Origin of the sequence: Streptomyces sp. NPDC047880, assembly GCF_040706515.1 — a bacterium.
Taxonomy (GTDB): domain Bacteria; phylum Actinomycetota; class Actinomycetes; order Streptomycetales; family Streptomycetaceae; genus Streptomyces.
The window spans coordinates 1-18,172 of record NZ_JBEZOK010000033.1; the positions used below are offsets into that span (position 1 = coordinate 1).

The following is an 18,172-nucleotide window of genomic DNA, read 5'->3' on the forward strand; positions in this document are numbered from 1 at the left end:
CCTCGTACGGGGCGTACTCGGGCTTTCGGCCGGTGCGGCGAGAGGGCGTGCCGGGCGTCGCGACGGGGCGAACGTTGCCTGCCGCGGCACTAGGCTGGGGCTGAGGCGCCTACCGGCAGGAGGCCGTCATGGGCGAAGGCGCGCAGGACCGGGGCATGCCGGGCGGACGGCGCTATGTGCCGATCGCCGAGCACGGGCTGATCGGCGATCTGCGCAGTGTGGCGCTGGTGGGCACCGACGGAACCATCGACTGGTACTGCTGCCCGGCCTTCGACGCGCCGAGCGTGTTCGCCTCGATCCTGGACGCGGAACGCGGCGGCTGCTTCGAACTGGCGGCGTCGGTGCCGGCGCGGACCAAGCAGTTCTACTTCCCCGACACCAATGTGCTGATCACCCGGTTCTTCACCGAGGACGGGGTCGGCGAGGTGCAGGACTTCATGCCGGTCGGTGGCGGGCCGGCCGAGGCCGACCGGCACCGGCTGATCCGGCGGGTGGTGTGCGTGCGCGGCTCGATCCCGTTCCGTACGCGGGTGGCGCCCCGCTTCGACTACGGTTCCCTGCCGCACACCGTCCGGCTCTCCGGCGACACCGCGGTGTTCGAGACCGAGGGGCTGGCGCTGGCGCTGACCGCGACCGTGCCGCTGGAGGCAGACGGGCCGGACACGCGCAGCGACTTCAAGCTGTCCGAGGGCGAGACGGCGGTGTTCGCGCTGGACAAGGTCGGCGGCGACGTGACGCCCCGCCGGTGTGCGCGCACGGAGGCCGAGGAGCAGTTCGCGGCGACGGTGGCGTACTGGCGGCACTGGCTGTCGGCGTCCCGCTACAAGGGCCGCTGGCGGGAGATGGTCCACCGCTCGGCGCTGACGCTGAAGCTGCTCACCTACGCGCCCACCGGGGCGATCGTGGCGGCGCCGACGACGAGCCTGCCCGAGGAGCTGGGCGGCGAGCGCAACTGGGACTACCGGTACGTGTGGGTGCGCGACGCGGCGTTCTGCGTCTACGCCCTGCTGCGGCTGGGCTTCACCGGGGAGGCCGAGGCGTTCATGGACTTCGTGACCCGGCACATCAGCCCGGGCGACGGCAAGACCTCCGGCCCGCTGCAGATCATGTACGGCATCGACGGCCGTACCGAGCTGCCCGAGCGCACCCTCGACCATCTGGAGGGCCACCACGGATCGGCGCCGGTACGGGTCGGCAACGCGGCGGCCGACCAGCTCCAGCTCGACATCTACGGCGCGCTGATCGACTCCATCTATCTCTACGACAAGTGGGCCAAGCCCATCTCCAGCGGTCACTGGGACGACGTGTGCGCCCTGGTGGACTGGGTGTGCACGCACTGGGACCAGCCCGACGAGGGGATCTGGGAGACGCGGGGCGGGCGCAGGAACTTCCTGTACTCGCGGCTGATGTGCTGGGTGGCGATCGAGCGGGCCATCCGGATGGCCAACCGGCGCGGCCTGCCCGCCGACCTGCCGCGCTGGCGGGAGTGCCGCGACACGATCTACCGGCGGATCATGAGCCGGGGCTGGTCCGAGGAGCGCCGGGCCTTCGTCCAGCACGAGGACGACGACGTGCTGGACGCGGCGGTGCTGATGATGCCGCTGACGAAGTTCATCGCCCCCACCGACCCGAAGTGGCTGTCGACGCTGGACGCGCTCACCGAGGAGCTGGTGTCCGACTCGCTGGTCTACCGCTACGACCCCCGCTCCAGCCCCGACGGGCTGCGCGGCGACGAGGGCACGTTCTCCATCTGCTCGTTCTGGTACGTGGAGGCCATGGTGCACGCGGGCCGGATCGACGAGGCGCGGCTCGCCTTCGAGAAGATGCTGACGTACGCCAACCATCTCGGCCTGTACGCCGAGGAGATCAGCCACGCCGGGGAGCAGCAGGGCAACTTCCCGCAGGCGTTCACGCACCTCGCGCTGATCAGTGCCGCCTTCAACCTGGACCGGGCGCTCGGCTGACCCTCAGTGGCCGTGGCCGTCCGGCTCATGCCCCACGGGGGTGTCCGCCCCGGTGACCGCTCCTCCGGCGTGGACGGTGAACGCCGCCGTGCGGACCGTGCCCTCGTGCTTGAAGTCGAGGAACAGGCGGTAGGAGCCGGAGCTGGGGGCCGTGGCCGTGAACGAGATGTCCGGGCCGGGCCTGGTCGTGCCGTCGCCGGGGGCGCCGTTCGGATGAACGTGCAGGTAGGCGAGGTCGCCGGAGCGCAGGGCGACCAGGTGGCCGTACGCGCCGAGGTAGGGCTGGAGGTCGGTGACGGGCTTGCCGTCGCGGGAGACGTTCAGAGTCAGCTCGCTCGCCCGGCCCGGGCGCAGGGCGCCGGCCAGCTTCACCTCGTAACCGCCGGCCCGGGCCGTGGTGCTCGCGGGCGGCAGCTGCCGGGCCTCGTAGGGGCCGGAGGCGGCGAGGTCCGTGCCGAGGGTGAGGTTCCGGGCGTCCTTCTTCGCCGGGGTGAAGTCGGCGAAGACGCGGTAGCCGCCCGCGCGGGGCAGGTCCACGGGGGTGCTCCAGGTGCCGTCGGCGGCGCGGGTGGGGTGCAGGTGGCGGTAGGTGACCAGGTCGCGTGAGGCAACGATGAGGTGGAGTTCCTTGTCGTGCTCGCGCTGGTAGGCGGTGAGCGCGCGACCGGCGGCGTCCCGGACGGTGAAGCGCAGGTCGGTCTGCTCGCCCGCGGTGACGCGCGAGGTCTGCAGGTCGAGCCTGTAGCCGCCGTCGGAGATCTGCAGTCCGCCGGCCGGTGGCGTGCCGTGTCCGGCGTGACCGCCGCCCTCCTCGGGTTCCGGCGCGGGGCGGGTGTGCTCGCCCTCGTGTTTCGGGGGGCGGTCGGCGGCGACGGGGCCGATGCCCTGTCCGACGCCGTAGGCCGCGCCGAAGGTCGCTGCCAGGACGGCGGCGAAGGTCGTGATCCTGAGTCCGGTGTTCATGGCCGTCGGCTCCTTCAGATACCGGGCCTTCCGCTCGACTGCGGGGCCTCCATGCACTTCACCATACCCCTAGGGGGTATCCAGTCAAGTCATTCCCACGCTTGCATCGCATACCCCTCAGGGGTATACATGAACTCGGCGAGGGGATACCCCCGCCCCGTATCTCCGCTTCTGTCGGATCACCATGAGGAGGCACCCGATGCCCGCCACCACCTATGCCGTCTCCGGAATGTCCTGCGGCCATTGCAAGGCCACGCTGACCAAGGTCATCGGCGAGCTGGACGGCGTCAGCGGTGTCGAGGTCGACCTCGACACCGGCCGGGTCACCGTCACCAGTGCCGCCGAGCCCGACGACGCCGCGGTCGCGGAGGTCGTCGACGAGGCCGGCTACGAGCTGACCGGGAGGGTCTGAGCCATGAGCACCGGTACGACGACCGGAACCGACGCCGAGGTGGAACTCGCCATCGGCGGTATGACCTGCGCCTCCTGCGCGGCGCGTATCGAGAAGAAGCTCAACCGCATGGACGGGGTGACCGCCACCGTCAACTACGCGACGGAGAAGGCCAAGGTCAGCTACTCCGGCGGGGTCTCCGTCGGCGACCTCGTCGCCACGGTCGAGGCGACCGGGTACACCGCGCGGGAGCCCGCTCCGCCCGCCGAGCGCGACGACACGAGCGAGGAGCCCGACGAACTGCGTCCGCTGCGCGAGCGGTTGGTCACGGCCGTGGTGCTCGCGGTCCCGGTCGTCGCCATGGCGATGATCCCGGCGCTGCAGTTCGAGTACTGGCAGTGGCTGTCGCTCACGCTGGCAGCGCCCGTCGTGACGTACGCGGCGTGGCCCTTCCACAAGGCGGCGTTCACCAACGCGCGGCACGGCGCGGCCACCATGGACACCCTGATCTCGGTGGGCACCACGGCCGCGTTCCTGTGGTCGCTGTGGGCGCTGTTCTTCGGCACCGCGGGCACCCCGGGCATGACGCACCCCTTCGAGCTGACCATCGAGCGCACGGACGGCGCCGGGAGCATCTACCTGGAGGCCGCCGCGGGTGTGACCGCCTTCATCCTGGCCGGGCGGTACTTCGAGGCACGCGCCAAGCGCAAGGCGGGCGCGGCGCTGCGGGCACTGCTGGAACTGGGCGCGAAGGACGTCACGGTGCTGCGTGCCGACGGCCGCGAACAGACCGTGCCGGTCACGGAGTTGACGGTCGGCGACCGTTTCCTGGTCCGGCCCGGCGAGAAGATCGCGACGGACGGGACGGTCGACGAGGGGTCTTCCGCCGTGGACGCCTCGATGCTCACCGGCGAGTCCGTTCCGGTGGAGGTGGGTGCGGGCGACCCGGTCACCGGCGCCACGATCAACGTCGGCGGGCGGCTCGTCGTACGGGCCACGCGGGTCGGTGCCGACACCCAGCTGGCCCGGATGGCCCGGCTGGTGGAGGACGCGCAGAACGGCAAGGCCGCCGCGCAGCGGCTCGCGGACCGGATATCCGCCGTGTTCGTGCCGGTGGTGATCGCCCTGGCGCTCGGCACGCTCGGATTCTGGCTGGGCAACGGCGTCGGGCTGACGGCCGCCTTCACCGCCGCGGTCGCCGTCCTCGTCATCGCCTGCCCCTGCGCCCTGGGCCTGGCGACACCGACCGCGCTGATGGTCGGCACCGGCCGCGGCGCCCAGCTGGGCATCCTGATCAAGGGCCCGGAGGTCCTGGAGTCCACGCGCCGGGTCGACACCGTCGTCCTCGACAAGACGGGCACCGTCACGACCGGCCGTATGACGCTGCTGGCCGTGCACACCGCCGAGGGCACGGACGAGGCCGAAGTGCTGCGGCTGGCGGGGGCGTTGGAGCACTCCTCCGAGCACCCGATCGCCCGGGCCGTCGCCGACGGGGCGCTGGAGAAGCTGGGTGCGCTGCCCACGCCCGAGGACTTCGCCAATGTGCCGGGGCTCGGCGTGCAGGGCGTCGTGGAGGGCCACGCGGTGCTCGTCGGCCGGGAGCGGCTGCTGGCCGACTGGGCCATGGAGCTTCCCGAGGACCTGACCACGGTCCGGGAGGCGGCCGAGGACGCCGGGCGCACGGCCATCGCCGTCGCGTGGGACGGCGAGGCGCGTGCCGTGCTGGAAGTGGCCGACGCGGTGAAGGACACCAGCGCGGAGGCCGTCGCACGGCTGCGGGCGCTCGGCCTCACGCCGATCCTGCTGACCGGCGACAACGAGGCGGTGGCCCGGTCCGTCGCCCGCGAGGTCGGTATCGAGGAGGTCATCGCCGAAGTGCTCCCGCAGGACAAGGTCGACGTCGTCGAGCGGCTGCAGGCCGAGGGCCGGTCGGTGGCGATGGTCGGCGACGGTGTCAACGACGCGGCCGCCCTCGCCCGGGCCGATCTGGGCCTGGCCATGGGCACCGGCACGGACGCCGCGATCGAGGCCGGCGACCTGACCCTCGTGCGGGGCGATCTGCGGGCCGCCGCGGACGCCATCCGGCTCGCCCGCCGCACGCTCGGCACCATCCGCTCGAACCTGTTCTGGGCCTTCGCCTACAACGTGGCGGCCCTGCCGCTGGCCGCGGCCGGTCTGCTCACCCCGATGATCGCCGGAGCGGCGATGGCCTTCTCGTCGGTCTTCGTGGTGGCCAACTCGCTGCGGCTGCGCACGTTCCGGGCCGCCGGCTGAGGCACCGGCGGATCAGGGACGGCGCCACACCAGCGTGTAGCGCCAGAACAGGCGGCGGCGCAGACGGACGCCGGGGAGGACGGCCCGGGCCTCGCGCACGATCTCGATGAAGGTCAGGCCAGCCGGACGGGTACGGGCCGTCATCGAGACCGGGCGGGAAGCCCGACGGCCCCGGTTCTTCGACAGCGCCATGACGACGTTGAGGGGGACCGAAACGGTCCCCAGCAGACGGTCGACGGGCGTCCGCTCCCGGGCCAGGCCGACGATCACCAGGGTGCCGCCGGGGGCGAGATGGTCGCGAAAGGCCACGAGGGCCTCGGTGAGCGGCAGATGGTGGACGACGGCGACACAGGTGATGACGTCGTACGACCGGTCACCGAGGCCGGTCAGCGCGTCGGCCGCCGCAAACGTGACCGGGACCGCCGGCGGGGTCAGTTCCCGCGCCCGGGCCGTGATCTGCGGGTCGGCGTCGATCCCGTGCACGTGCTCCGCCCGGCCTGCCAGCAGCCGGGCCAGGTCACCGCTGCCGCACCCCACGTCCAGGGCAGTGCCCACCCGCCCGGGAAGCTGCCGCAGGATCCAGCGGTGGAAGTGGGCGTTGTGGTCCCAGGGGCGGGCGGCGTGGAAGCGCTCCAGTGCGTGCGGGAACCTGCGGGGCGGAGGTGACATGCGCTCAGTGTCCCGGCTCACCGGGGTGGTCGTGCGCCGTCCGGGCACTCGGGAGGTACCGGCCCGCAGGGGCGCCGAGCGTGCGCCGGGCGTGAGCCGGTACCTTGCTGGGGAAAGGCCACTGCGGGGAGAATGCACATGACCGATCCGACGACCACAGACGCGGACGCCCCCCGTCCGCTCCGGAACACCCGGGACTCCGCGGGTGCACGCGGCCGGCGGCTGCTGGGCTCCGTGTTCGCCGATCTCAGGGCCGTGGACGGTGCCTTGTACGCGGCGGTGGCCGCGACCCCGACCCCGACCCTGGACCGGACGCTGCGCCACCTGTCCCACGCGGCCGACCACTCCAAGATCTCGTTCGGCATCGCCGCGGCGTTGGCTCTGGCGGGCAAGCGCCCGCGCAGGGCCGCCTTCGCCGGCGTCGGCGCGATCGCCGTGGCATCGGCCTCCGCGAACCTGCTCGGCAAGCGCCTGGTGCGCCGGGCGCGGCCGGACCGGGAAGCGGCCCGGGTGACGGTGGACCGGCACGTCAAGATGCCGACCTCGGCGTCGTTCCCGTCCGGGCACACGGCGTCGGCGGTCGCGTTCGCCACCGCCGTCGGCGTGGTCCTGCCCCCCGCGGCGGTCCCGCTCGGAGCGCTGGCGAGCGCCGTCGGCTACTCCCGTGTCCACACCGGTGTGCACTACCCGGGCGACGTGGCGGCGGGAGCGGTGCTCGGCATCGCCAGCGCGGCAGCGGCCCTGGCGGCGGCAGCGGCCACCCCCTCGGCGAGGACACAGGCCCTTCTCACGGCGGCCCGCCAGTGGCCACGGATCACCATCGGCGGCCTCGTACGCGGCTGAGCGGGGCGGCGTGCGCGGCTGAACGGGGCGCCAACTCGGAGGCCCTTACAGGCCGCCAGTACGCTCGGGCCGAGCCGGTGCGGAGCGGCGTACGTCGACGGCGGTGAGTGCCAGGGCCAGCGAGCCGGGGGCGAGGAAGGCCAACGGCACCGGCATCCACGCGCACGGCGCCGCCGTCACCACCGCAAGCAGGACCAGGCCGCTGCCGCCCAGGTCCGCCACGGCGTCCCGGCCGGCCCCGCGCACCGCCGCCGGCCTGTCGGTGAGCGACTCGGAACGTCCGCAGGCGCGCAGCCCGACCACGGCCGAGCCCGCGGCGGCCACCGCGAACAGCGGCGCGCCCGGCATCCCGGCCCCGGCCGGCGCCAGATCGGCGGCCGGTGGCGAGCAGGCCCGGGTCGATCTCGTGGGTGCGCAGAACCCGCCTCTGCCGTCCCAGGATGAGCAGGACAGCACACAGTGCCAGTGGCGACGCCGACGCGCAGAAGCTCTTTGTCCTGTGTCCGGGCATGCCGAGGTCACTCCTCTCGACGGAGTGTTGTTGAGCCCCCCTCAGATCCCACCTCAGGCCCCGTCAGGCCGCTGCTGCTCCCCTTGGTACGGCAGCGTGGTGCCGGGCAGCGCGTACTCGTCGCGCCGGCCGCACATGCCGAAGCCGCCGAGCCGGGTGGGCGCGGCCTCGTGGGCGGTGGCCTCGCCGAGGTAGGCGGGCTCGCCCGCGGCCAGCGCGTCGAGGTGGGCGCCGGTGCGCTCCGCGGTGGCCAGGGCGCCCTCCCGCCACAGGGCCTGCCAGGTGGGCACCTTGTCGCGCACGATCCGGGCGGCGGCGCGCTGGAAGTCGCGGTACGGGCCGTTGTCGCCGGCGACGAGGGCCTTGCGCAGGACGAGGTAGCCCTCGACGGCGAGGTCCCTGCGGCGCCGGGCGGCCGCGGCGGTCTCCGGTCCGGTGCCGGGTGGCAGGGTGGCCGCGGCGGCGTACTTCTCCGGGTCGGCGAGCACCTCGGGCGGGAAGGTGAACACCGCGTCCCCGGCCTCGGGCAGGCCGCTGTTCTGCATCAGCACGGTGATGCGCAGATCACCGCCCTGCACCATGCGGTGCACGGTGCCCGGCGTGAACCAGGCGATCGAGCCGGCTTCGAGCGGGATGTCGCGGTAGCGGTCGGGGCTCAGGGTCTGCACGGCTCCGCGGCCGCCGGTGACGACGTATGCCTCCGTGCACACCAGGTGCAGGTGCGGGCTGCCGCCGCAGACGCCGTCGGCGGCCTCCCAGTCGTAGGCGCTGAGATGGGACAGGCCGATCGCGCCGGGCAGCGGGTGCGGAAGTCCCGCCGGCTCGGGTTCGCTCACCACGGCAGGCCCTCCAGGTGCGTGCCGACCCGGTCGCGGTCCCAGGCGCCGTCGGCGACGACGATGCGGTACCGGTAGCCGAAGGACTCGCCCGGCGGCAGCTCGAACTCCTCGAAGAACGCCCAGGAGAAGGCGACCGTCGGGAAGGGCTCGGAGCGGACGAACCAGTGCGACTCGTGGATCGCGGACGTCCCGTCGAGGTTCTCGGGTGCGTGCGCGAAGACCAGGGTGGAGTGGCCGTCGACGTCGTCGTGCTCGGTGGTGAAGGCGACCCAGGGGCCCTGGGTGCCCATCAGTTTGCCCGCGTCGGCGTCGGTGCCCGGGGCGAAGACGCTGCCGCCGGTGAAGTCGCGCGGGCCGCGCCACTGGAGTCCGGTGTAACCGGCCATGTCACGGCCCGCGGTCGTCGGGGAGCCGAACACCAGCGGTGCCGAACGCGTGTTGCTGAGGCGGATCGACCAGTCCAGGGCCCAGGAACCTGCCTGCTCGTCCACCGAGTGGACGGTCAAACCGCGCACCTCGCGCGCCCACTCCTCGCCGCCGTTCTCGATCCAGGTGAGGTTCTCGGTGAAGGCGAGGCGGTCCTCCTCGACGGTGAAGTCCGCGAAGCCGTCGTGCCGCATCGAGCCGACGCGCTCGGGCAGGGGGAGGTAGCCCTGACCGTGGACGTAGCAGTTGCCGCCCCAGAAGTTCTGGCCGGACAGATGGCTCGCGGTCATCTGCAGGCCCTTGTGCCAGCGGTGGTCGTTCGGGCGGTAGCCGGTGACGGTACGGCCCGAGAGGGTGCGCACCGGGTGGGCGTAGGGCTTGCGGGACTCGAAGGGATCCGGGTCGGGGCGGTAGACGTAGCGGAGGATCTCCGTGCCGCCTGCGGTGACGGCGATGTCCTCGCCGTGCGTGTGGGTGACGCGGATGGTCATGCGCGCTCCTTGGGGGCCCAGTCGGGGTACTCGCCGTGCATGGCCTCGTGGAAGGGGTCGCCGGGGCCGATCTCCCCCGCGTGCACCGGGCGGCCGGTGAACGCCGCCTTGTACAGGGCGGCGGCGAACTCCAGAGTCGCGCGGGCGTCGGGGCCACTGCCCGGGGGCCGGGTGCCGGCGTCGTAGGCGTCGAGGAGTGCGCCCAGCTGGGCGGTGTGCGAGCTGGGCACGTCGCTCGCGGGGGACCGCCAGGCGGTGGCGCGCTCGGAGGCGACGTGCGGCGCCGGGGTGTACGCCCAGCTGTCGTTGGTGTGGCCGTACAGGTGGGTGAGTTCGACCGTGGCGTCCGCGCAGTCGATGCGGATGCGGCTCACCTCGTCCGGAGAGAGGACGCTGTTGACGACGGTGGCGAGGGCGCCGCTCCGGAAGCGCACCAGGGCGGTGGAGACGTCCTCGCTCTCGTTGTCGTGGACCAGGCGCGCGGCCATGGCACTGATCTCCTGCCACTCGCCCAGCAGGTGCAGCAGCAGGTCGTACTGGTGGATGCCGTGGCCCATGGTCGGGCCGCCGCCCTCGCTGGCCCACTTCCCGCGCCACGGCACCGCGTAGTACGCCGCGTCCCGGTGCCAGGTGGTCTGGCAGTGCGCCACGAGCGGGGCTCCCAGCTCGCCGCTGGTGATCAGCTCGCGGGCGTGCACGGCGCCGGATCCGTAGCGGTGCTGGAACACGACCGACGCGTATCCGCCGGAGGCCTCCTCGGCGGCGGCGATCTCGTCGTACTCGGCGAGCGACAGGGTGAGCGGCTTCTCGCACAGCACCCAGGCGCCCGCCTTCAGCGCGGCGACGGTCTGGTCGCGGTGCAGGGACGGCGGTGTCCCGATGAGGACCAGGTCGGGTCGTACGGCGTCCAGCATCGCGTCCACCGTGGTGTACCCGGCGACCTGCGCACCGGCCAGCTCGCGGAAGGCGTCGAGGCGCTCCTGGTCGACGTCGACGGCGGCCACCAGTTCCACCCGGTCGGAGTGGGCCCGGAGCGCGGGCAGATGGCTGCCGCTGACGATGGCTCCGGTGCCGACGACGGCCACACGACGGCGGGTGGGGGACAAGGACATGCGGCGCTCCTCGGACGGCCGGTGGACACACGCTCGGAAAGCGCTTGCACTCGGAAGGGACCCTAGGCGCGAGAGAATGTCTGGACAACCCCCCTGCAGCGACCTGCACAAGGTCTGCCCGAGCATTGTCCCAGCTTGGGGCAGAGATGCGGGTTGCCGCCCCTGCCATGGAAACGGCATTCCCCCGCCCTTCCGCTGAGGCCGCCCCCACCACGAACCGGCTGCCAGCCCCAGTGACCGGCCTGCGGAACGTCCCTACCGTTCTGTCGCACACCTCCTCTCGGGCATGCCCCTGCCACTGCCACCGAGGGGACATCGGCGACAGAAAGGAACACCCACGTGTTATCCCGTTCTCCGGGAACCTCGGGCAGAGCCGTCCTCGCCCTGACGGCCGCCGCCCTCGCCTTCACGGCACTGCCCGCCACCGCCGAGGCGGCATCGGACCCCCTCGCCCGCCATCACCGGCAGCACCTCGTCTGGAAGAGCTGCGTACGGGGGCCGGACGACCCGACCGGCAAGGAACTGGAGCAGGCGGGCGCCCGCTGCGCCGACGTGAAAGTGCCGCTGGACTACTCGGACCCCGGCGGCCGGACGATCACCGTCGCGATCTCCCGGATCCGCGCCACCGGCAAGCGGCATCGCGTCGGCCCCCTGCTCCTCAACGGGGGCGGCCCAGGCGGGCCCTCGCTCGGCGATCCCCCGTGGGTGCGCAAGGCGATGAAGGACGTCGCCGCGCGGTACGACGTGGTGGGCATCGACCCCCGTTTCATCGGCCGCAGCACACCGCTGGACTGCCGCTGGCCGACCGGCTCGGCCTGGCGCGGGGCCGGTGAGGACCGGGCCGGCTTCGACCGCATGGCGGCCTTCTCGAAGGACCTCGCCGACCGCTGCCGCACCCACGCGGGCGACGCCCTCCCCCACGCCACCACCCGCAACACCGCGCGCGACATGGATGTCATCAGGGCCGCCCTCGGCGAGCGGCGGATCTCCTACCTGGGTTACTCCTACGGCAGTTACCTCGGCGAGGTGTACACCTCGATGTTCCCGGGCCGCACCGACCGGGTCGTCCTGGACGGTGTGATGGATCCGGAACGGTACAGCGCCCGGCTGTGGCAGGGCGTCGAGCCGTCCAACCGGCACGCCCTGCGAGGCTGGGCCTCCTGGGCCGCCGCCCGCGACGCCGCCTACGGGCTGGGCCGTACGCGACGGGAGGTGCTGGCCGCGGTGGAACGCGTCCGGGTGGCCGCCGCCCGCACCCCGCTGCGGATCGGCGACCACCGGCTGGACGGGCACGTGATGCCGATCGTCGTCCTCAACGGCCTCTCACAGCACAACGACGCCGCCTACGGGGACTTCGCCCAGGGCGTGCGGGACATGCTGCGGGCCTCGCGGGGGCAGCGGGTGACACCGTCCCCGTGGCTCGCCGGCGTGCTCGAGTTCGTGCTCACGGGCACCGACTCCCCCTACGGCAGCGCGCAGACGGCGATCGTGTGCGGCGACAACACCGCGCCGCGCGACCCCGAGGTGTACTGGCGCGACGTCCAGCGCACCCGCGCCGAGGACCCGCTCTTCGCGCCTGTGGCCCACAACCTCAACCCGTGCGCGTACTGGGACCGGCCGCGCGAGCGCCCGGCCAGGATCCGGGACGACCTGCCGGCCCTGCTGGTCAACGCCACCGGAGACCCGCGCACCTACTACGACGGCGCCGAAGCCGTGCGCGAGAGGTGGCCCTCCTCGCGCCTGGTCACCTTGAAGGGGGCCGATCAGCACGCGGTGTTCGGCGTCTACGGTTCGGGGTGTGTCGACGACGCGGTCAACGGCTACCTCGCGACGGGGCGCCTTCCGGCACGGGACATCGACTGCGCGACGCGCGAGGAGCGGCGGCACAGCCCTTGAGCCGCCGCCTCCGTGAAGTCACCTCACGCAACACTTACAGTGGCTGCCTGTGATCGGAGGGTGACTCCCCGCCGGGCGGGACGAGCCCGTTGCCCCGCCCACCGCATCGGAGCCGCCATGGCCGCGCCCCCGCGCTCTCCCCGCCCACCGCGTACCGGACCGTCCCTCCTGCTGGTCCTGATCCCTCTCGCGGTCCTGATCCTGGTGGCGGTGTCCGTGGGGTCGTGGCTGCAGTACACCGAGCGGCAGACGAAGGACACGGTGCACACGGCCGGATCCCGAGCCGCCGACCGGGTGGACGTGGAGGCCACCGTCCAGAGCGTCGACGCCGCGGCCGGAGAGCTCGTCCTGCGCGTCCGGGTCAGCCCGCGCGGGGCTCTCGGCGAGCAGGACGGGACCGCCCCGGTGGAGGATCTGAGCCTCCAGACGTCCGTGGCGACGCTCAGCGACCTGGCGTTCGAGGCGCACGAACGGCTCGCGCCCAAGGACGTACGGGTGGCGGTCACGGGTGGATCGATCAGCGACTACCCGTTCGACACCTACGACACCGACATCGAGTTCTGGGCCGTGCTGGGCGGCGAACCGGTGCCGGTGCGGATGCTCTTCTCCAACGCCGACACGCTCTTCTCCGTCGCGATGAGACCGCCGCCCTCCGGGCAGGAGGCCGCCGTGGCGCTGAAGCTGTCCCGGTCGGGCAGCCTGCTCACCTTCGCGGTCTTCATGATGGTCGCGATGTGGGCGCTGGCGTCGTCCGTACTCCTCGGAGCCTGGTACCTGACGACCCGCAGACAGGGCCTGGTCTGGCCCGCCCTCGCCTGGATGGCGGCCACGCTGTTCGCTCTCGCCGCCTTCCGCAACACCGCCCCCGGCACTCCGCCGATCGGCTGTGTGATGGACTGGTTCGCCTTCTTCTGGGCCGAGGCCGTCATCGCCCTGTGCCTGATCGTGGTGGTCACCTTCGGCATCCGAACCGCCCTCCGCGCAGGTGAGGACGCCCCGTAGGACCGTTCCCGGACCGCGACAGCGACCGGCCCTGGTGGTCACCGCACGAAGGCGGCGACCACCAGGGCCGGTCTGGCCGAGTCAGGACTCGACGATCTTGCGTACGTTCTCCAGGGAACCGCACCCGGCCTTCAGCTGACGCTCACGCTCCCGCACGAACGCCAGGCCGAGCTGCTCGCGCCGCTCCATCGCCACGTTCTCCCGGGCACCGTTGAGGATGGTGCGCTCCTCCTCGTCGGCGTGGTGGGTGACGGCCTCGACCAGCTCCTCGAGCTTCGAGTCCCACTCGTCGGAGCCGACCTCCTCGACCTCGAGGAGCCCCAGGAGCGCCTCGTTGCCCTCGTCGTGCTCGTGCTCGCCGTGCTCGACCTCTTCGTCATCGATGTTCTTGTACCGCTTGAGCGCCGGGTAGACCTCGGCCTCCTCTGCCTGCGCGTGCGCGATCAGCAGGTCCGCGAACTCCCTCAGGGCACCCGCGCGGTCGTCCTCGACGCTCCGCATGCGGCGGAAGAGGTCCTCCATGCGCCGGTGGTCCTGAAGAATGAGTTCTACGACGTCTTTTGTATCGGCCATGGAAATGGAACGCCTTTCCCAGGAGAGAATCGGGTCACTTTCCTTTACCCCATTCCTGATGTTCTGCTCGCCGCGGGGCCTCCGCCGGTCTACCAGCGATACCAGCGGCCCTTACGGCCACCGCTGTCCGCGCTGCGCAGCACGAAGCCCAGCAGCCAGAGCACCAGCACGATCACCGCGATCCACCACAGGGCCTTCAGCGCGAAACCCGCACCGAAAAGAACCAGGGCCAGCAGCAGGACAAGAAGCAGGGGAACCATAGTTATCAACCTCCGATCCTCCTGTTGCCCTGTCCGCAGACGAACACACAGCCGAATTCCCGTGTTTCTTCACAAGAATCACGGGAACTTGGCTCGCTTTGGCCGGGAGGGGGGAGCATGTGACCGGGAGGGGGGAGCAAGGGCCGAACGGGGTCCGAAGTTCCCCTGGCTGCACGGGAGTTGTTCATCGTCCCTGGGGTAATCGGAGCGGCGGCCGGGCGCACCGGCCCACTTCATTCGACCCGAGGGGGGTTTCCATGGGCAGCACAGCGAGGCGTGTCCAGGTGAGATCGTGCTGTGTGGTGGCGACGGCGCTGGCGGCCATGGCCGTCGGCGCGGGTCAGGGCGGCGCGGCCGCTCCGGCACCCGCACCGGAACCGGTGGCGGCGGCCGCGGCTGCCAAGGCCAAGGCCAAGGTGAAGGCGAAGGCGAGCACCGGACCGGCGAACGCCACACTGGGGTACCGCGCCAACGCCCGTCAGGACAGTTTCGTCCCCGGGGCCACGGCTGCCCCGCCGTTCACCAAGGCCTGGTCCGTCGACCTGGGCTCGGCGGTCTCCGCGCCGGTCGCGGTCGGCGGGAAGGTCTTCGTGGTGGTGAACGCGGCCGAGGAGGAGGAGTCCGACGGCCCGCGCATGGAACTCGTCGGCCTCGACGCGGCCACCGGAAAGAGGCTCTGGCCCCAGCGGCTGATCACCGACAACGACCCCAAGGCCACCCTGGCCCACGGCGGCGGCCTCCTCTACACACAGACCGGCAGGGGCGTCGTCACCGCCTGGGACCCGGCGACGGGCGAGCAGCGGTGGACCCGCAGCATCGGCTCAGGCTCCTGCGAGTACCCGCCGACGTGGTACGACGGCACGCTGTACACCCAGGACGGCCGGGGCACCGCGCTGGCGCTGCGCCCGAGTGACGGAGCCGAGCTGTGGCGGGCTCCGCTCGTCGACTGGGGATGGTCACCCGTGGTCGTCGACGACCGCGGCGTGTGGTTCGGCTTCGACAACTCCTCTTACCAGCTTCTGGACCGGCACACCGGCCGGGAGATGCGCCGCTACGACGTGCCCGACCGGACCGAGCTCGGCGGCAACCCGATCGCGCGCGGTGCCGGGGCGCTGTGGCTGCGCAGCGACGACCTCCACGACGAGCGGACCGTGGCGTACGACCAGAGCACCGGTGCCGTCCTGCGTTCCTTCCCCGCCGACGCCACTCCCGCGTTCGGCCCGGGCCGGGTGTACGTGGCGTACCGGGGGGTCGTGAAGGCGATCAGCACGACGACGTACGAGACGGCCTGGAGCTACAGCAGCCCGCGTCAGGCGGCCACGGTGCGTCTGGTCGCCGGGGGCTACGTCTACGTCCGGGACGGCAACGGCAAGCTGGTGGTCCTGAACGAGCGCACCGGCGCCGTCGTCTGGTCCTACCGGCTGTGGACCGAGCCGCACCCGACGGAGTACGTGCCCGCGGAGAACGACTGGCGCGGCTGGGTCAATCCGGGCATCGCCACCGCCGGAGGCCGCGTGTTCGCGCCCGCGGAGAACGGCGTCCTGATCGCGTTCGAGGACTGACCGCCCCGGTAGAAGTCCGGGCACGCTTCAGCATCCCGGCTCCGGTGCATGCGCCCCCGTGCATGCACCGGCCCGCGCTCAGTCCGTCCCCACGACGATCACCTCGTCGGCGGCCGTCCAGCGGCGGCGCTCGGACTTGGGCGGGTTGACCCGCACGCCGTACCCCGGGTGCGTGGAGGCGTCGTCATGGCTGCGGTAGCCGATGGCGCATTCGCCGCGTCCTCGTGCCGCGGCCACGACGGTGGCGAAGGCCGTCTCGCACCCGGGCAGCACGTAGTCGCCGGCCGGCCGCAGGCGGATGCCGGCGCCGTCGGCGGAGAACAGTTCCTCGAAGACCGCCGCGAGGTGCCGGTGCTGGGAGATCTGCGCCATGAGCAGGCCGATGAGCTTGCCGCTGATGATCACGTCGGCTCCGGGCCCGAGGGGTGCCAGCGCCCGGTTGCGGTCGTCCACCAGCTCGGTGACGACGGGCAGTTCACGCCCGGTGAGTTCCTCCAGCTGCCGTAGCAACAGCAGGGTGACGAGCGTGCGGTTGTCGGGGTCGTCCGGGGACTGCCCGGACGCGGGGTCGTCCCCCACGACGATCACGCTGTCGTAGGAGTGCACGTCCAGACCCCGGAGGGTCTCGGGGCGGGTGGCGTCCCCCCGGTGGAAAGTGAGGGCCAGGCCGGTGCCGTGGGACGCGCCGCAGTCACGCACCTGACGGACCGTCGTTTCACCGCCGTCCGCCACCACGTCGACGACCGACCCGGGCCTGGCACGGCGGCGCAGTTGCTCGACCATGAGCGGCGCCCGGCGGTTCCAGCCGAGCAGCAGGACCCGTTCCGGCCGCGCGGGTGTCGCGGGACCGGAGGCCATCACCTCCTTCTCGACCCACTGCCCGCACTCCCCCGGCCAGGCGGTGTCGTCGTCGCGGGAGATGACGATGAGCAGATCGTCCGGGCCGATGGCCGTGTGCGGGGGCGGGTTGAGCAGCGGGGTGTCGCCGCACACCAGGCCGACGACGCTGGACGTCGGATAGGACAGCAGCGCGTCACCGAACGGGCGGCCCGTCAGGGACTCTTCGCCGAGCAGGTAGAACTCGTCGCCGGCGAAGTCGAGGAGCTCCTGGTGGACGAGGGAGAGCCCGGGGCGGCGGGCGGCCTGAACGATCAGCCGGGCCGTGACGGTGTCGCTCTCCAGGACGACACCGCCCGGGCCGGCCGCGAGACCGGCGGCCAGCCGGTAACGGTCGTCGCGGACGGCGGCGACGACGGGCGGCCGGTCCTTCACCCCGGCCAGCGCCGCCCGCAGCGCCAGCAGTGTCTTGACGACCTCGGCATCGGCGTCGGGCTCGTCGCGCGGCAGGACCAGCACGACACCGGCCGTCGCCGGACTGGTCAGGGCCAGCACGGCCGGATCGGTGGTGGGGCCGCTGCGGCAGATCAGCCGCGTCCGGCCGACGGGGCCCACTTTCGTGCCGAGCGCCTCCTCCATCGTCGTCTTGTCGCGGTCGGCCAGCACCGCCACCGCCGCGCGCCCCTGGTTGGCGTTGGCGGCCAGCAGTTCGCCCACGACCGTGAACACCTGCTCCGACCAGCCCAGGACCACGACGTGCCCTTGTTCGAGCACGGTCGACCGGCCGCGCCGCAACGCGGTGAGCCGCTCCGTGAGCGCCGTCGTGATCAGGCCGACCAGCGTCGAGACGTACAGCAGCGCGACCAGGGCGAGCAGCACCGACATCGTCACGCGCAGCGGCGTGCCGGTCGTCCCGCCCAGCCGCAGGGTCTCGCCCGTGAGGCGCCACACCTGTGCCAGTCGGTCCGGCAGGGACTCCGGCGCGTGGGGGTCGGTCCATACCACCAGCGCGCTGGCCGGGACGACGACGGCCAGACACAGCAGCGCCATCCAGCCGACCAGGGCGGAGGCGCCGCGGGCCAGCGTGCTGTCGAACCAGTAACGGACCCGGTCATCCCATGTGGTGCGCCGCTGCGCCACCTTTCCCCCTCCGTCGTCCCGGGCTCTCGTGCGGCCGCCGGGCGCCGCGTGCACGGTGGGCCGGGCGGGCGGGCCGGGGAGCACGGTTGTGGATACGCAGTCGCAGTGTGGAGGCTGGTCCGCGGCGGCGGACGCGGTTCGCCGCGCATTCATTCCTTCGGGTTCGCCGGGCACGCCGTGGGTGGCGAACCCGCTGCGACGTGAGGGTTTTGTCCCTGATTCGCTCATTGGGGGCAACGGCGAAGGCCCTGGCGAACGGCGGCGGCCCGCACGGCCGTCGCTACAAACCGGCGTGGATCGAGGGCGCCCTGGAGTCGGCGGTGCGTGCCGCCCTGGAGGTCCACACGGACCGCTGACCGTCGGCCGAGGGGCCCCGGCGCGCTTGCGCCGGGGCCCCGCGCGAGTTCGGCTCGCCCCCG

General features: G+C 72.5%; 17 protein-coding genes. 8 read left to right on the forward strand and 9 right to left on the reverse strand.

Translation table 11 applies throughout. The annotated features are described in order from the left end of the window. Positions 1-155 precede the first annotated feature (155 nt). Positions 156-1,964, forward strand: a complete 1,809-nt coding sequence (locus tag AB0937_RS34425) for a glycoside hydrolase family 15 protein (protein WP_366717600.1) — start codon at positions 156-158, stop codon at positions 1,962-1,964. A 3-nt stretch (positions 1,965-1,967) separates the two neighbouring features. Here the strand turns inward: AB0937_RS34425 and AB0937_RS34430 are convergent, their stop codons facing one another. Then, positions 1,968-2,927, reverse strand: a complete 960-nt coding sequence (locus tag AB0937_RS34430) for a hypothetical protein (protein ID WP_366717472.1) — start codon at positions 2,925-2,927, stop codon at positions 1,968-1,970. A 199-nt stretch (positions 2,928-3,126) separates the two neighbouring features. Between AB0937_RS34430 and AB0937_RS34435 the strand changes: the two genes are divergently transcribed. Together AB0937_RS34435 and AB0937_RS34440 are read left to right on the forward strand one after the other, a co-directional pair. Next, positions 3,127-3,339, forward strand: coding sequence for a cation transporter (locus AB0937_RS34435; RefSeq protein ID WP_366717474.1), 213 nt, complete (start codon positions 3,127-3,129; stop codon positions 3,337-3,339). 3 nt (positions 3,340-3,342) lie between these two features. After that, on the forward strand, positions 3,343-5,592 hold the full coding sequence (locus tag AB0937_RS34440) for a heavy metal translocating P-type ATPase (protein ID WP_366717476.1): 2,250 nt from the start codon (positions 3,343-3,345) through the stop codon (positions 5,590-5,592). Positions 5,593-5,604: 12 nt separating this feature from the next. On the opposite strand, the gene AB0937_RS34445 is transcribed toward AB0937_RS34440, so the two are convergent. Beyond that, positions 5,605-6,261: a class I SAM-dependent methyltransferase gene (locus AB0937_RS34445; protein ID WP_366717478.1), complete on the reverse strand. Its 657-nt coding sequence runs from the start codon at positions 6,259-6,261 to the stop codon at positions 5,605-5,607. 138 nt (positions 6,262-6,399) lie between these two features. Here AB0937_RS34445 and AB0937_RS34450 point away from each other — a divergent pair, with 138 nt between their 5' ends. Continuing rightward, positions 6,400-7,104, forward strand: coding sequence for a phosphatase PAP2 family protein (locus AB0937_RS34450; RefSeq protein ID WP_366717480.1), 705 nt, complete (start codon positions 6,400-6,402; stop codon positions 7,102-7,104). A gap of 45 nt (positions 7,105-7,149) precedes the next feature. Here AB0937_RS34450 and AB0937_RS34455 read toward each other — a convergent pair whose 3' ends face one another. From AB0937_RS34455 to AB0937_RS34470, 4 genes are all read right to left on the reverse strand, one after another. Continuing rightward, positions 7,150-7,452 carry a hypothetical protein gene (locus AB0937_RS34455; RefSeq protein WP_366717482.1) on the reverse strand — a complete coding sequence of 101 codons (303 nt, stop codon included), beginning with the start codon at positions 7,450-7,452 and terminating at the stop codon, positions 7,150-7,152. Positions 7,453-7,668: 216 nt separating this feature from the next. Next, positions 7,669-8,454: a cupin gene (locus AB0937_RS34460; protein WP_366717484.1), complete on the reverse strand. Its 786-nt coding sequence runs from the start codon at positions 8,452-8,454 to the stop codon at positions 7,669-7,671. Then, positions 8,448-9,371: a PmoA family protein gene (locus AB0937_RS34465; RefSeq protein ID WP_366717486.1), complete on the reverse strand. Its 924-nt coding sequence runs from the start codon at positions 9,369-9,371 to the stop codon at positions 8,448-8,450. The genes AB0937_RS34460 and AB0937_RS34465 overlap by 7 nt, the downstream gene beginning before the upstream one ends. Further along, a complete protein-coding gene (locus tag AB0937_RS34470; protein WP_366717487.1) occupies positions 9,368-10,483 on the reverse strand; it encodes a Gfo/Idh/MocA family oxidoreductase in 1,116 nt (371 codons plus the stop codon). The genes AB0937_RS34465 and AB0937_RS34470 overlap by 4 nt, the downstream gene beginning before the upstream one ends. A gap of 339 nt (positions 10,484-10,822) precedes the next feature. On the opposite strand from AB0937_RS34470, the gene AB0937_RS34475 reads away from it, so the two are divergent. Together AB0937_RS34475 and AB0937_RS34480 are read left to right on the forward strand one after the other, a co-directional pair. After that, positions 10,823-12,379: an alpha/beta hydrolase gene (locus AB0937_RS34475; protein ID WP_366717489.1), complete on the forward strand. Its 1,557-nt coding sequence runs from the start codon at positions 10,823-10,825 to the stop codon at positions 12,377-12,379. Positions 12,380-12,496: 117 nt separating this feature from the next. Next, positions 12,497-13,381 (forward strand): DUF4436 family protein, encoded by an 885-nt coding sequence (locus AB0937_RS34480; RefSeq protein WP_366717491.1) that lies wholly within the window; start codon positions 12,497-12,499, stop codon positions 13,379-13,381. An 81-nt stretch (positions 13,382-13,462) separates the two neighbouring features. On the opposite strand, the gene AB0937_RS34485 is transcribed toward AB0937_RS34480, so the two are convergent. Together AB0937_RS34485 and AB0937_RS34490 are read right to left on the reverse strand one after the other, a co-directional pair. Then, positions 13,463-13,954, reverse strand: coding sequence for a hemerythrin domain-containing protein (locus AB0937_RS34485; protein WP_366717493.1), 492 nt, complete (start codon positions 13,952-13,954; stop codon positions 13,463-13,465). A gap of 89 nt (positions 13,955-14,043) precedes the next feature. After that, positions 14,044-14,214, reverse strand: coding sequence for a DUF5670 family protein (locus AB0937_RS34490; protein WP_221754361.1), 171 nt, complete (start codon positions 14,212-14,214; stop codon positions 14,044-14,046). Between the two features lie 302 nt (positions 14,215-14,516). Between AB0937_RS34490 and AB0937_RS34495 the strand changes: the two genes are divergently transcribed. Next, positions 14,517-15,776: a PQQ-binding-like beta-propeller repeat protein gene (locus tag AB0937_RS34495; protein WP_366717495.1), complete on the forward strand. Its 1,260-nt coding sequence runs from the start codon at positions 14,517-14,519 to the stop codon at positions 15,774-15,776. Between the two features lie 78 nt (positions 15,777-15,854). Here the strand turns inward: AB0937_RS34495 and AB0937_RS34500 are convergent, their stop codons facing one another. Then, positions 15,855-17,753, reverse strand: a complete 1,899-nt coding sequence (locus tag AB0937_RS34500) for an NAD-binding lipoprotein (protein WP_366717497.1) — start codon at positions 17,751-17,753, stop codon at positions 15,855-15,857. Between the two features lie 227 nt (positions 17,754-17,980). Here AB0937_RS34500 and AB0937_RS34505 point away from each other — a divergent pair, with 227 nt between their 5' ends. Beyond that, positions 17,981-18,109 (forward strand): hypothetical protein, encoded by a 129-nt coding sequence (locus AB0937_RS34505; RefSeq protein WP_366717499.1) that lies wholly within the window; start codon positions 17,981-17,983, stop codon positions 18,107-18,109. Positions 18,110-18,172: the final 63 nt, after the last annotated feature.

Excerpts from the sequence above, each read along its gene's own strand:
- AB0937_RS34490 (WP_221754361.1), bottom strand. The coding sequence starts at position 14,214 with ATGGTTCCCCTGCTTCTTGTCCTGCTGCTGGCCCTGGTTCTTTTCGGT.
- AB0937_RS34465 (WP_366717486.1), bottom strand. The coding sequence starts at position 9,371 with ATGACCATCCGCGTCACCCACACGCACGGCGAGGACATCGCCGTCACC.
- AB0937_RS34445 (WP_366717478.1), bottom strand. The coding sequence starts at position 6,261 with ATGTCACCTCCGCCCCGCAGGTTCCCGCACGCACTGGAGCGCTTCCAC.
- AB0937_RS34430 (WP_366717472.1), bottom strand. The coding sequence starts at position 2,927 with ATGAACACCGGACTCAGGATCACGACCTTCGCCGCCGTCCTGGCAGCG.
- AB0937_RS34440 (WP_366717476.1), top strand. The coding sequence starts at position 3,343 with ATGAGCACCGGTACGACGACCGGAACCGACGCCGAGGTGGAACTCGCC.
- AB0937_RS34480 (WP_366717491.1), top strand. The coding sequence starts at position 12,497 with ATGGCCGCGCCCCCGCGCTCTCCCCGCCCACCGCGTACCGGACCGTCC.
- AB0937_RS34455 (WP_366717482.1), bottom strand. The coding sequence starts at position 7,452 with ATGCCGGGCGCGCCGCTGTTCGCGGTGGCCGCCGCGGGCTCGGCCGTG.
- AB0937_RS34435 (WP_366717474.1), top strand. The coding sequence starts at position 3,127 with ATGCCCGCCACCACCTATGCCGTCTCCGGAATGTCCTGCGGCCATTGC.
- AB0937_RS34470 (WP_366717487.1), bottom strand. The coding sequence starts at position 10,483 with ATGTCCTTGTCCCCCACCCGCCGTCGTGTGGCCGTCGTCGGCACCGGA.
- AB0937_RS34450 (WP_366717480.1), top strand. The coding sequence starts at position 6,400 with ATGACCGATCCGACGACCACAGACGCGGACGCCCCCCGTCCGCTCCGG.
- AB0937_RS34425 (WP_366717600.1), top strand. The coding sequence starts at position 156 with ATGCCGGGCGGACGGCGCTATGTGCCGATCGCCGAGCACGGGCTGATC.
- AB0937_RS34485 (WP_366717493.1), bottom strand. The coding sequence starts at position 13,954 with ATGGCCGATACAAAAGACGTCGTAGAACTCATTCTTCAGGACCACCGG.